General features: G+C 58.7%; 12 protein-coding genes. 4 read left to right on the top strand and 8 right to left on the bottom strand.

Annotated elements, in window-relative coordinates:
* Positions 1-16: 16 nt before the first annotated feature.
* The gene (gene glgA, locus ACRQ1B_RS01000; RefSeq protein WP_432291817.1) at positions 17-1,492 is read left to right on the top strand and encodes a glycogen synthase GlgA; all 1,476 of its coding nucleotides are present in this window, start codon (positions 17-19) and stop codon (positions 1,490-1,492) included.
* Here glgA and ACRQ1B_RS00995 read toward each other — a convergent pair.
* Positions 1,486-1,857, bottom strand: a complete 372-nt coding sequence (locus ACRQ1B_RS00995; RefSeq protein WP_432291816.1) for a hypothetical protein — start codon at positions 1,855-1,857, stop codon at positions 1,486-1,488. The two genes, glgA and ACRQ1B_RS00995, sit on opposite strands and share 7 nt — an antisense overlap.
* Positions 1,854-2,198 (bottom strand): hypothetical protein, encoded by a 345-nt coding sequence (locus tag ACRQ1B_RS00990; RefSeq protein WP_432291815.1) that lies wholly within the window; start codon positions 2,196-2,198, stop codon positions 1,854-1,856. The genes ACRQ1B_RS00995 and ACRQ1B_RS00990 overlap by 4 nt, the downstream gene beginning before the upstream one ends.
* Before the next feature lie 140 nt (positions 2,199-2,338).
* Between ACRQ1B_RS00990 and ACRQ1B_RS00985 the strand changes: the two genes are divergently transcribed.
* Positions 2,339-3,193 (top strand): hypothetical protein, encoded by an 855-nt coding sequence (locus tag ACRQ1B_RS00985; RefSeq protein ID WP_432291814.1) that lies wholly within the window; start codon positions 2,339-2,341, stop codon positions 3,191-3,193.
* Between the two features lie 61 nt (positions 3,194-3,254).
* Here the strand turns inward: ACRQ1B_RS00985 and glgX are convergent, their stop codons facing one another.
* Entirely contained in the window at positions 3,255-5,327 is a 2,073-nt protein-coding gene (gene glgX, locus ACRQ1B_RS00980; protein ID WP_432293777.1) for a glycogen debranching protein GlgX, read from the bottom strand.
* Positions 5,328-5,492: 165 nt separating this feature from the next.
* On the opposite strand from glgX, the gene ACRQ1B_RS00975 reads away from it, so the two are divergent.
* Together ACRQ1B_RS00975 and ACRQ1B_RS00970 are read left to right on the top strand one after the other, a co-directional pair.
* On the top strand, positions 5,493-5,774 hold the full coding sequence (locus tag ACRQ1B_RS00975; RefSeq protein WP_432291813.1) for a hypothetical protein: 282 nt from the start codon (positions 5,493-5,495) through the stop codon (positions 5,772-5,774).
* Positions 5,775-6,331: 557 nt separating this feature from the next.
* A complete protein-coding gene (locus ACRQ1B_RS00970; RefSeq protein ID WP_432291812.1) occupies positions 6,332-6,889 on the top strand; it encodes a type 1 glutamine amidotransferase domain-containing protein in 558 nt (185 codons plus the stop codon).
* A gap of 201 nt (positions 6,890-7,090) precedes the next feature.
* Here the strand turns inward: ACRQ1B_RS00970 and ACRQ1B_RS00965 are convergent, their stop codons facing one another.
* The 5 genes from ACRQ1B_RS00965 to ACRQ1B_RS00945 form a co-directional block, all read right to left on the bottom strand.
* Positions 7,091-8,149, bottom strand: coding sequence for a DNA topoisomerase IB (locus tag ACRQ1B_RS00965; RefSeq protein WP_432291811.1), 1,059 nt, complete (start codon positions 8,147-8,149; stop codon positions 7,091-7,093).
* 75 nt (positions 8,150-8,224) lie between these two features.
* Positions 8,225-9,925 (bottom strand): sensor histidine kinase, encoded by a 1,701-nt coding sequence (locus ACRQ1B_RS00960; RefSeq protein WP_432291810.1) that lies wholly within the window; start codon positions 9,923-9,925, stop codon positions 8,225-8,227.
* 291 nt (positions 9,926-10,216) lie between these two features.
* On the bottom strand, positions 10,217-11,323 hold the full coding sequence (locus ACRQ1B_RS00955; protein WP_432291809.1) for an ABC transporter ATP-binding protein: 1,107 nt from the start codon (positions 11,321-11,323) through the stop codon (positions 10,217-10,219).
* A 4-nt stretch (positions 11,324-11,327) separates the two neighbouring features.
* Positions 11,328-12,212: a carbohydrate ABC transporter permease gene (locus tag ACRQ1B_RS00950; protein ID WP_432291808.1), complete on the bottom strand. Its 885-nt coding sequence runs from the start codon at positions 12,210-12,212 to the stop codon at positions 11,328-11,330.
* Positions 12,212-13,126: a carbohydrate ABC transporter permease gene (locus tag ACRQ1B_RS00945; RefSeq protein WP_432291807.1), complete on the bottom strand. Its 915-nt coding sequence runs from the start codon at positions 13,124-13,126 to the stop codon at positions 12,212-12,214. The genes ACRQ1B_RS00950 and ACRQ1B_RS00945 overlap by 1 nt, the downstream gene beginning before the upstream one ends.
* Positions 13,127-13,212 lie beyond the last annotated feature (86 nt).

Below are 13,212 nucleotides of genomic sequence, written 5' to 3'. Positions count from 1 at the left end.
GGGGGAAATTCATTCAATGCGTGCCTTGTCAGTGACGTCCGAAGTCTTCCCTCTCATCAAGACGGGCGGTTTGGCGGATGTGACAGGATCGCTCCCAAAGGCACTGCTTTCCTTCGGCATCGAAACCACGACGCTTGTGCCCGGTTATCCGGCTGTGATGAAAAAGCTCGACGCCGCCGGTGTCCCTCTTCTCGTCTTCGAAGATCTGCTCGGTGAGCGCGCCTCGCTTCTGCATGGCAAGGTCGATGATCTCGAGCTCTTCGTCCTCGATATCCCCACTCTCTATGACCGCCCCGGTGGACCTTATGTCGACCAGTTCGGCAACGATCATCCCGATAACTGGAAACGGTTTGCCGCCCTGTCGCTTGCCGGTGCGGAGATCGCCAACGGCATCCTGCCGGGCTGGGTACCGGATATCGTCCACACCCATGACTGGCAGTCAGCCCTTACCTCGGTCTACATGCGTGAAATGGGCTGCACGACGCCGGTAGTTCTGACCATCCACAACCTGGCTTTCCAGGGCCAGTATGCGGCAAGCCTGTTGCCCTTCATGGGCCTTCCGGCAAGCACGATGTCGATGGATTGCCTCGAATATTTCGGCGATATCAGCACGCTAAAGGGTGGTCTGCAGACAGCCGATGCGATCACCACCGTCAGTCCCACTTATGCCCGCGAAATTCTCACTCCACGTTTCGGCATGGGGCTGGATGGCGTGCTGAACGAGCGCGTGACGATCCTGCGCGGCATCGTCAACGGCATCGACATGGATATCTGGAATCCCGCTACCGATCCGCATATTCCACAGACCTATGACAGCACCAGCCTGCGCCGCAAACGCACCAACCGCAACGCACTGCTCGACCATTTTGGTCTTGATCGTGGCGATGGTCCGATCTTTTCCGCCGTCAGCCGCCTGACCTGGCAGAAGGGCATGGACATGTTTGCCGACACGGCCGACGAAGTGATCTTCAAAGGCGGGCGCATCATCGTGTTCGGTCAGGGCGATCACGAGATCGAACAGATGCTGCTGGATACCGCTGCCCGCTTTCCCGGCCGCATGGCGGTGCATATCGGCTACGGTGAACCAACCGCCCATCTCATCCATGCCGGTTCGGACGCGATCGTGCAGCCGTCACGTTTCGAGCCTTGCGGCCTGACCCAGCTTTACGCCCTGCGTTATGGCTGCGTGCCGGTCGTCTCGCGCACCGGTGGCCTGTCGGAAACCATCATCGACGCCAATGATGCGGCGATTTCCGCACGCGTCGCCACCGGGTTCCAGTTCCATCCGGTCAATACCGATGGCCTGCGACTGGCCTTGCGTCGCACGCTCGATGCCTATGCCGATCCGCGCAGCTGGGCGCGTCTGCAGAACCAGGGCATGAAGACGAAATTTTCCTGGGAACGCAGCGCCGATCAATACGCCAATGTCTATTCAAGCCTCGTACGCGGCACCACCAGCAGCGATGACAATGTTCGCCGTCAGGTTTACTGACGGCGCTCCCGCCGCCGTTTTCGCTTGTTGCGCATCTCGGTGATGGGAAGCGTGGCGGACGGGCGATCATCACCCCGGCTGAAACACCCCAAGACCATATAGACCGGCAGCGCCAGCAGCGCCACATAGGCCGTACCTTCTTCATGCACCGATGTCCTGTCAGCCCATCGCTCCACCGTGGCCGGTCGACCGACTGCACCGGTGAGAAACAATAAAAGCCCGGCAATGACAGCGCTGGCGGCCAGAACGGCAAAACCCCAATGCATCGAAATCGCGCCGCTATTGTCGAGGTAGATCACCAGCATAGCGATGCCGGCAAGCAGAAGACCAAAGGTCATGAGGTAACTGCGGAAGAACAGCATCATGGCTGTTCACCCATTTTTTTCGCCTTGCGTCGTGCCGAAAATTCTTTTGCCGTGACATAGGCCAAGCAAAGCCAGCACACGAAAAAACCGACGAATCCGAGCGCCATATAGGCAAACAGCCGGGTGGAAAGTGCGTACCAGCCAAAAAACTGTGCCGCAGCACCTGCCAGCATCAAAAGGGCAACCGTCAGCCAGACCAGCGCCGCCATTTTCCATGGCATCGGCAGTTTCCGCGCCAGATTACGCAAAAGGGAAGTTTGTTGCTTGTCGTCGGCGGGCGGTATGATGCGTCTCCCCAAAGTGAACCCGTAGGTGATCGCAAAATAGGGCGTATGGATCAAGCCATTGCGACCTCACACGACGAGAAGAAAGGCAGTGGCTGCGATCCGATTGCAAAAAGCATCGCGGACACTACATGCTCACCGGTCGCTTCGACCCCGACCATGACGGGCGTGACGATTAAAGACGAATGTGGGTGAACATGCCGGATCATGATGACAGAATGCCGCCGGTCAGCCAGCTAAAACCAGGCCTTTTCCAGCGGTTGCGCTCGCTGTTTTCCGGCAAGTCGCAGGCTGCTCCCACGCCCCCGGAGAAAATCTCGGCAGCAGAACCGGTACCTGTAGCGAGCGGTTCAGAAAGCGATCGCGACGCAATGCGCGAACGCCAGAACGAGTGGATAAAGGAACGCTACAAGGAATGGCAGTTCGCCTGGCATGATATTTTCGATCAGGACAGGACCTTGCAAGCGAAAGGTGACTTTGAACGTCCCGATCCGCTTCCTGATGACATCGATAGCGATTATCGCCTGATTTTTGGTCTTTTCCATGCCGAACAGGAAACGCGCAGGCGCTGTTTTGCGATGCTTGCGAATGGTGAAGAGATGCACCGACGGTTCGACGCTTTCGTAACCGGCACGCGCCAGCAGCTATCAGAACAAGAAGCTCGACAGCTCGTTTCCGACTTGGGAAAGGCCGTCGATGCCGCGTCGCCAGATGAACAGGTCGATTGGAGCCGTGTCACAATCGTCAACAGGGACGACGCCGACGCGCTCGACAACCTGTCGGAATGCGACCGAATCGAGGTGCTGTTTTCAGAAAACCTCCTCGAACCGACGCCGGAAAAGGAGCTTTCGGCCCTCGCAGCCCAGCTTTTCCTGACTGAGCCGCTTTATGCTGCTGCTGGTAATTTTTATGAATTGCGTGATTGGGTGACCGGAATCGGCTTCGATCCTCGCCGCGATAGGGCTTTTGAACTAATTTATAAGGTGTGGGACGGTGGCTGGCAGCCACTTGTGTCAGAGGACGGCGTCATCCTGGCCTTTGGGCATAGATGACGCGCTTGATCTCTCAGCGACCGCCTTATTAACCTCGTGCGATATCGCCCCTTCCCCGCCCTCACGGCCGGCGGAACAGCACCAGACTGCGGCCTTCCAGTTCGAAATCCTTTTCCTTGGTGATCACCTGACCATGCCGTGAAAGATCTGCCGTGGTCAGTTCCAGCACCCAACCGCCCTCGCCGAATTGCGGGATGCGGAACGGCACCGTGCCTTCGAACGGATTGAACAGCAGCAGCACATCGTGCCAGATGCCCTCTTCCTCCTTCAGGTCGCCACGGCCGAGGTAAAGACCGATGGTCGAACCTTCCTCCCACTGTTCCGGGGTCTGGAAGCCACCGCCGGCATTGAACCATTTCACATCCAGCCCGTCGCGCCAGTTCTCGCGGCGAAGCAATGGCTGAGTCTGCCGGAGAGCGATGATCTGGCGCGTAAATTCGCGCAGCTCCTCGCAGCTCTCCGGCAGGTCCTCCCAGTGGACCCATGAAATGTCGCTGTCCTGGCAATAACCATTGTTGTTGCCCATCTGGCTGCGGCCAAACTCGTCGCCGGCCAAGAGCATCGGCGTGCCGTGGGAAAAGAGAAGCGTGGCCAGAAAGTTGCGCTTCTGGCGCTCGCGTACGGCATTGATGCCCTCGTCCTCGGTCGGGCCTTCCTCACCGTAATTGTAGGAACGATTGTCGTTATGGCCGTCGTTATTGTCCTCGCCATTCGCCTCGTTGTGTTTCTCGTTGTAGGAAACGAGGTCGTTGAGAGTAAAACCGTCATGAGCGGTGACGAAATTGACGCTCGACCACGGCCGGCGGCCGCGCTGGTCGTAGATATCGCCAGAACCCAGAAGACGAGCGGCGAAATCGGTCGGCACGTTGTCGCCCTTCCAGTATTCACGCACCGTATCGCGATACTTGTCGTTCCACTCCGCCCAGCCCGGCGGAAAACCACCGACCTGATAGCCGCCCGGACCGATATCCCACGGCTCGCCGATCAGTTTTGTCTTCGAAAGAACCGGGTCCTGCGTCACCGCATCGAAGAAACCGCCGCGTTCGTCAAACCCTTCCGGCTCGCGGCCTAGAATGGTGCCGAGGTCGAAGCGGAAACCGTCCACATGCATGTGTTCGGTCCAGTAACGAAGACTGTCCATCACCATCTGCAGCACGCGCGGATGCGACGTGTTCACCGTGTTTCCGGTGCCGGTATCGTTGATGTAATAGCGGTGCTGGTCGGGCAGCGTGCGGTAGTAGGAAAAGTTGTCGATGCCCTTGAAGGAGAGCGTCGGACCAAGCTCGTTGCCTTCAGCCGTGTGGTTATAGACCACATCCAGAATGACCTCGATGCCGGCATCGTGGAACGACCGAACCATGTCGCGGAAACCGGCAATGCCGTTGGGGCCATAATACCGCGAGGCTGGCGCGAAAAAGCCGATGGAGTTGTAACCCCAGAAATTGGCAAGCCCCTTGTCCAGCAGATGCTGGTCCTGCGGGAATTCATGGATCGGCATGAGTTCGACAGAGGTGATGCCGAGGCTCTTGATATAATCCACGGTCGCCTTGTGGCCCATGCCCTCAAAGGTGCCGCGCAGCTTTTCCGGGATCGCCTTGTTGAGCTGCGTAAAGCCCTTCACATGGGTTTCGTAGACGATCGTCGCCGGCCAGGAAATATTGGGCGAGGCATCCTTGCCCCAGTCGAAACCATAGGGGTCGATGACCTTGCATTTTGGCGTATAGGGGGCGCTGTCCAGGGTGTTGAAGGTCAGGTCCTTGTCTTCGGCAAGCAGATCATAGCCAAAATGCGCCTCGTTCCACTTGAATTCGCCCACCAGTTCGCGGGCGTAAGGATCGAGCAGCAGCTTGTTGGCGTTGAAGCGGTGGCCGGCTTCCGGGTCGAAGGCACCGTGAACACGATAGGCATAAAGCTGGCCGGGCTTGAGGCCCGGAACATAACCATGAAAGATCTCATTGGTATATTCCGGCAGCGTCAGGCGAGCGATCTCGGTAGACCCGCTGTCATCGAACAGGCAAAGCTCGACGCGTTCGGCATGGGCGGAGAAGATTGCGAAATTGGTACCTTCCCCATCAAAATTGGCGCCAAGCTGGGTCCAGGATCCCGCCGTGATCTCGAAAGTCTTCAATGTCATATCCATGCCGCGCGCTTGAGGGTTAAAGGTTCGGCCATTAATGATGCAGCGCCGCATTTCGTTCCCTGCACGGAACAAAATATGGCAGGCGGCCGGCAAGACTTCCCTCTTCCAACCTCTCCTCTATGTGCCGATATCTGACCGTCACGCGAAGGAGGACCCACCATGCCCGCACTCTCACCGGAAGAACTGGAAGGCCGGCTCAATGCGCATCGCGAATTGATGATCACCTGGCTTGCCGCCATGATGGGCGGCAAAGAAACCACCAAGGCCTTGCTGCACAGGCTTACCGAGGATGCCACTTTCAAGGATCACGAAGAGGATCCCGGCCTGACACCCGGTGAAGGTTTTGCCATCGAAACATCGACGGCGCGTGAAACCCGCTCCATCATCGAGGCGGCTCGTGCCCGCATGAAGGCACAGCAAAAGATCGACAACGGCAATTAAGGGAATGTTCACATATGTGGCGCCGCTCCACATATGTGGCAATTGTGTGGAACAGAAAGGCGCGATCATCGTTCTTTACCCACCAATCAGGGAGTAAAAAACAATGACCAAAGAATGGTTCGAAGCCGCCAGTGTCGTTCTCGCAGTCGCCATGTGCGCCATGCTGGTCGTGCCGATCTGAGCACCGGTCCGGCGCACTGAACCTGCCGACCGTGAGCGGTATTGTCTCAAGATCGCTCCACCGTTCCCCGATGGAACGAATCCCAACGCCCACGGTTAGCTATTCAGGAAAAGGCAAAACACCTTTTCGGGCGACGGGAGAAATACGATGGCCCATATTTTATGGAGACTGAGGCGTCTCTTCCCCATCACTCGGGTTCCGCAACCGGTGAACACCGTGTCGAACCATGAGCCTCACGTGGTCGTGCCGGAAGCCGTGGAGCTTCCGCTGCCGCGATCCCCTCGGGAAGAAATGAGCGTTCCCGCCTCTATCAATGGACGCGATCTTTCCACCGGCCGTCTGTGATGGCCGTAACGAACAACAAAAGGAGAAGTGCATGACACAGATCGACTCCGCTCGAATCCTCATTCTCGCAACAGACGGCTACGAGCGCTCCGAGCTGCGCGTGCCGCTTGACGAACTGAAGAACAAGGGCGCCGATGTGAAGATCGCATCGATCAAGACCGGCGAAATCAAGAGCTGGGACAAGACGGACTGGGGCGACAGTGTCACGGTTGATCTCGAGGCCGCCAATGTCAACGCCGCGGACTTCGATGCCCTGGTTCTGCCCGGTGGCCAGATCAATCCGGACAAGCTGCGCGCCGACAAGGACGCCATGAAAGTGGTGCGTGATTTCGTGCGCAGCGGCAAACCGGTGGCGGCCATCTGCCACGCGCCGTGGCTGCTAATCGAGGCAGACGCGCTGCGTGGTCGCAAGGCAACCTCCTATCCCTCGATCCGCACCGACGTGAAGAATGCCGGCGCATCCTGGAAGGATGAGGAAGTGGTGGTCGACAACGGCATCATCACCTCGCGCTCGCCGGATGATCTGCCTGCCTTTGTCGGCAAGATCGTCGAGGAAGTGCAGGAAGGTTTGCACAGACGGGCGGCTTGAAGCTGCTTGGTATGAAATGTAAGAAACGCTCGCCAACTTTTTGGCGGGCGTTTTTTGTTGTGTTTGTCATCGCTCAACCTCTCCGCAGTCATCCTTGGGCTTGCCCCGAGGACCCAAAACCAAAAGCTCCGAGGGTGCAGCGTGGGTCCTCGGGTCAAGCCCGAGGATGACGACGGAGAGCGCAGCCCCCTATTCTCCCCCTCACCCCACCAGCTTCAAAAATGCCAGTAACCGCCGTTCATCGGCCTTGAGACCACTCGTTTCCTTCTCCACCAATTTTGGCGTCGCCATGATCTTTTCAAGCGGCGAGACGTCCTCCGCCAAGGCGAGAATGCCGGGATGGATGTAGCTGGAGCGGCACACGGCCGGCGTGTTCTGCAATTCCTGCGATGCGGCTGCCGTCAGCATTTTTATCCGCACCACTTCCTCCTCAGTCACAGCCTTCCACGCCGCCATGAAAGCGGCAAGACTGCCGCCCCATGTCCGAAACGTCTTGGCCGAAATCGGCAAGCCGGAAGCAGCGGCGAGATAGGCATTCAGCCGTCCGCTGTCGATGCCGCGCGGCACGCCATCCTCATCCGGCCAAGAAAATAGCTGGCGGCCCGGCAGATCGGCAATGCTCTCAAGAATGCGTTGCAGGCGCGGATGACGAATGGTGTGACTGACACGCTTGCCGCCCTTGGCGGTGAATTTCAGCACCATGCTGTCATCCGACAACACCATATGACGCTTTAAAAGTGTGGTTGCGCCATAGGTTTTGTTTTCCTTGGCGTAAGCGCGATTGCCGACCCGCAGATGCGTGGCATCGAGAAGCGCCACAAGCGCGGCGATCACGGCCTGCGGCCCACCAAGACCTTCACCGAGATCACGTTGCACTTTGCGCCTGATTCGCGGCAGGGCCTCAGCGAAATCGATCATCTGGTCGTATTTCTGCTCGCTGCGAAACGACTGCCAGTCAGCGTGATAACGATATTGTTTTCGCCCGCGACTGTCGAAACCGGTGGCCTGCAGATGGCCGCTCGGATCAAGGCAGATCCAGACGTTCTCATAGGCCGGCGGCAGTCCGAGCGCGCCGATACGCAGTTTGTGCGCTTTTTCGGAAAGCAGCGAACCGTCCGGCAGCTTGTAGCAAAACCCCTTGCCGCGCCTCAGCCGCCGTATGCCCGGCTCGGAATCGCTGACATAGGTCAGCCCGATCGTGGAAAGGATGGCGAGCCCCTCACCGGGCTCTGAAACGGAAGTGGATGAATACGCGTCCATTCCCGCTGAACGGCGATGTCATCCGCTTGGTTCCGTAACATTCATGTTGGTACGTTAGCGTGCCCGGAGCACCGCTCAGCCAAGCCGCGCGGCTTCGCGGCGACGATCCTCTGCCGTGCGCTCCAGCTGGTTGCGCGGTGCCGTCAGCGTCCAGCGGAAACCTTCGACCGGATATTCGGCATCGGCCCGGCCGGCAAAGGCTGCGGCAGCGTGGCGCTTGATGATCGTCGTGCCGAAACCGGTGGAAGACGGAGCACGAACCGGTGGCCCGCCGCGTTCTTCCCAGACCAGTTTCAGCGTGCGCTCGCCGCTTTCGGTGGCGACATCCGACCAGGAAATCTGCACGCGGCCACTCTGCGAGGACAACGCTCCGTATTTCATCGAATTGGTCGTGAGTTCATGCAGAACGAGGCCGAGATTCTGCACGGCCTCTGCCTTCAGTACAAAATCTTCACCGCGCATTTCGACCCGGTCCAGCGTTTCCGAAAAGTTGGAAAGGTGAATTTCCACGACACGCTTCATCGGCACACCGGCCCACTGCTCGCGTGCCAAAGCCTCGATCGAGCGGCCAAGCCCCTGCAGGCGTGTGCTGATCGCCTTCTGGAACTCGTCCATCGTGGTATCCTGCCGCGCCAACTGGCGCATCATCGCCTGGATCAGTGTCAGGATATTCTTGGTGCGGTGCACGAGTTCATGCAGGATCAGGTGAATGCGGTCTTCCGCCTGGCTGCGGTCGAACGAAGCATTGGAAAGAGCGATCGCCACGTGGTTGGCTTCGATGATTTTGGTTTCGACCGGCGATACGATCTCGCCCCGGCCGATGCGGTCTGCCATGTCGGAAATCTGCCGGATCGGCACACGCAGCTGCCGCGCCACCAGCCAGGCAAAACCAAAACCGATCAGCAGCAAGAGCCCGCTCCCGGCGATCAGATAACGCCAGGTGCTGAGAATGCTTTCCTGTGCAGAGGCAATCGGTCCCCAGACGACAACACGCCATGACCATTCGGGATGGGTATAATAACCATACATCTGTCGCGGCGAGCCGCCGACATCCTCGATCGTGCCGTTCTGCCCCCTCATCAGAGAAAGCATGTTGGCCGGGAACGAACTTGCGACCCCCAACTCGGTCGCGCCATCGGCCACCACGATCTTGCCCGTCTGGTCGACGATTGCCACCGACCAGTCTTTCGGCAGGCCTTCGGTCGACAGCACGTTTTTAAGTTCCGACACATTTTGCGTCAGGATCAGGGCGCCGACATCACCGCGCATTTCCTTGGGCAGCGGCAACGTGACATTGAACACCCAGTTGCCGCTGGTGGCACCACGAAACACATCGGAGACTTCCGTGCGACCGGACCGCAAGGCAGAGGCGAGCGCCGGCATGTTGCCCATCTTGCCGAGCGCGGTTTCGAACGGCACGCGTGTATTGAGAAGAAGCTGCCCATCCTCGGCAACCAGAAGCGCGTAAAGCGAAGTGCCACGCAGGCTGGACTGCGTGCGCCGATGGAAATCGGCGAGCTCTCCCCGCTCGATTTCCGGGGAATTGCTGAGCAGGCGCAGTGTTGTTGCCATGTCGCGCAATTCGCGGTCGACGGCGCGACCAAGGATCTGTGCGTCCTCTGCCGTTTCGCTGTTGAGCTTTTCGCGCTCGTTCTGCTCCAGCTGGAACATCAGGAAGACGACGAAGGCTAACAGCGGAAGAGCGATGACGGCGGCGAAAGCGATCAGATAGGCACCAATCGTCGCCTTGGGGAAAAGGTGCGAAAACCTACCCATGCAATACGCTCAACTCTTTCGAGCCCTGCGATTTTTTCACGGCCCCCGCCACTTGCATTCCGACTATCCTGACCCTCGTCCCATCCAAAGAGGTTAACGCCTTCTAACCGAATTCGAGCGCGAGGCCAAGTTGGATTGTGTGCGATGCTCATGAAATCGAAATTTTCACCTCGAATAAGCCTATAATTTAAAAGGATTTTTAGCGATCTAACCGTGAACAGCTGCGCAAATGCAAAGGGAAGCCACCGTATAACCGGGACTTCCCTTGATGATCTGCTAGTAGAAAAAAGATTAAAGGCGCAGGCCGTTCGAGGGATCGAAGACGACCGCCTTGTCGAGATTGAAGGCGAAACGGAACGTGTCTCCCGGCTGGCAGGACACTTCCGCACGGGTGCGGGCGGTGAAATGTTTGCCCCCAAGTTCGGCCGTAACAAACGTGTCGGAACCGGTCGGCTCGGTCATGATCACGGGCGCCTCGATCTGGGTCACCGAGCGTGCCTGCGGATCAGCAAGGCCGGTATCGGTGATCGCTTCCGGGCGCAGACCGAGCAGAACCGACTGGCCTTCTGTGACGGCACCGGCGGCCACAGTCGGCGGAACCGGCACGGTGATGTTCTGGTCGCCAAACAGCGCAATACGCGCCTCGGCTCCGGTGCCCACGACCTTGCCATCCAGCATGTTCATGGCCGGAGACCCCATGAAATCGGCCACAAACAGGTTGGCCGGCAGGTTGTATATCTCGGCTGGCGTGCCGATCTGCTGCACGGTGCCTTCCTTCAGCACGACGATCTTGGTCGCCAGCGTCATCGCCTCGATCTGGTCGTGGGTGACGTAAACGATGGTCGCGTGCGTATTCTGGTGCAGCGACTTGATCTCGGCACGCACTTCGACGCGCAGTTTCGCATCGAGGTTGGACAGCGGTTCGTCGAACAGGAAAACGCGCGGTTTGCGCACCAGCGCGCGGCCCATGGCGACACGCTGGCGCTGACCGCCGGACAGTTGGCTGGGACGACGGGTCAAGAGATGCTCGATCTGCAGCGTCTTTGCCGCCACCTTCACCGCCGCCGCGCGCTCATCCTTCGGCACGCCGCGCATTTCCAGCGCAAAGGCAATATTCTCTTCCACCGTCATGTTCGGATAAAGCGCGTAGGACTGGAACACCATGGCGATATCGCGCTGTGACGGATGCAGGTCGTTGACCACCTGCCCGTCGATGACGATGTCGCCCGAGGTCAGCGGCAACAGGCCGGCAATGGCATTGAGCAGCGTGGACTTGCCGCAGCCGGACGGGCCGACGAGAACGAGAAACCCGCCCTTCTCCAGCTCGATATCGATGCCCTTGAGGACTTCGACATTGCCGATCTTCTTGCGCAGGTTCCTGATTTCAAGAAAGCTCATGAGTTTATCCCTTGACTGCGCCGGCCATCAGGCCACGCACGAAATAGCGTCCGGCGACGATGTAGACGAACAGGGTCGGCAGGGCGGCAAAGACGGCCGCGGCCATATCGACATTGTATTCTTTCACGCCGGTGGAGGAGGCAACGAGGTTGTTGAGCGCCACCGTCATCGGCGAGGAACCGCCGGACGAGAAGGACACGCCGAACAGAAAGTCGTTCCAGATATTGGTGAACTGGTAGATGACGGTGACGACGATGATCGGTCCCGAGGTCGGCAGAAGGATGCGCCAGAAGATGCGGAAGAAACCGGCACCATCCATCATTGCCGCCTTGATCAGCTCGTCCGGAAACGCCTCGTAATAATTGCGGAAAAACAGCGTCGTGAAACCGAGGCCGTAGATCACGTGCACGAAAACGAGGCCGGTCGTGGTGTTGGCGATGCCCATCATGCCGAGCATGCGCGCCATCGGGATCAGCACCGCCTGGAACGGGATGAAGCAGGCAAACAGCATCATGCCGAAGACGATCTTGTGGCCCGGAAAACGCCACTTGGTCAGCACGTAACCGTTCAATGCGCCGAGAAGCGTCGAAATGATCACCGCCGGCACCACCATTTTTATGGAGTTCCAGAAATACCCCTTGATGCCGGTGCAGGTGACGCCGATGCAGGCTTCGCCCCAAGCCTTGGTCCAGGCCGCGATCGACGGCGAGGATGGAAGCGACAGCATGTCGCCGCCCCGGATCTCGTCGAGCGATTTCAGCGAGGTGGTCAGCATCACGTAAAGCGGCAGAAGATAGATGGCGGCGAGCAGTAGCAGCAGGCCGTAGATCACCACGCGGGCGGTCTTTGCCGAGCCGCCGCTGACGGTTTCGTTGACAGCGCCGCTCATCAGCGTTTCTCCCTGAGTTCGGAATAGAGATAGGGAACGATGATCGCCGTAATGCCCATCAGCATCATCACCGCACTGGCCGAACCGACGGCCATCTGGCTGCGGGTGAACGTATAAGAATACATGAAGGTGGACGGCAGTTCGGTGGCATTGCCGGGGCCGCCGCCGGTCAGCGCGATCACGAGGTCATAGGACTTAATCGCCATATGGGCGAGCACGATGAAGGCCGACAGGAAGACCGGGCGCAACATCGGGATGATGATACGACGATAGATCTTTGTCAGCGGCGCGCCGTCGATCTGGGCAGCCTTGATGATCTCGCCATCGATGCCGCGCAGGCCCGCCAGAAACATCGCCATGACGAAACCGGATGCCTGCCAGACACCGGCGATGACGACGGTGTAGATCGCCATGTCCGGGTTCACCAGCCAGTCAAACTTGAAACTCTCCCAGCCGAGATTGTGCATGGTGTTCTCAATGCCGAGGCCGGGGTTCAGGAACCATTTCCAGGCCGTGCCTGTCACCACGAAGGACAGCGCCATCGGATAAAGAAAGATCGGCCGCAAGATGCCCTCGGCGCGGATGCGCTGGTCCATCAGGATGGCAAGGCCGAGACCGATGGAAATGCAGATGCCGATATAAAGCACGCCAAAAATGGCGAGGTTCTTCATCGCCATATACCAGTTCGGCTGCGACCACAGGCGCACATAGGCATCGAAACCGACCAGCTTGTAGACCGGCAGAATGCGCGAATTGGTGAAGGACAGATAGACGGTCCAAAGAATGAAACCGTAGACGAACAGCAGGATCACCGCAAAGGACGGCGCCAGCACGAGTTTCGGCAACCAGCCGCGCAGGCTGTCGGCGAAGGAGCGGCGCGGCAGTGATGCGGTGGCCGGTTCGATTGTGGTCATGATGATCTCCGGCAGAATTCGGAAAAATGTCGGCAGGCTGTCGAATGATGGGTTGCGCTCATGGGTGCCGCAAAAGCCCCTCATCC

This window comes from Endobacterium panacihumi, assembly GCF_050847465.1.
Taxonomy (GTDB): domain Bacteria; phylum Pseudomonadota; class Alphaproteobacteria; order Rhizobiales; family Rhizobiaceae; genus Neorhizobium; species Neorhizobium panacihumi.
Note: the sequence above shows the minus strand (reverse complement) of the source record. Positions and strands in the feature narration are given on the sequence as shown.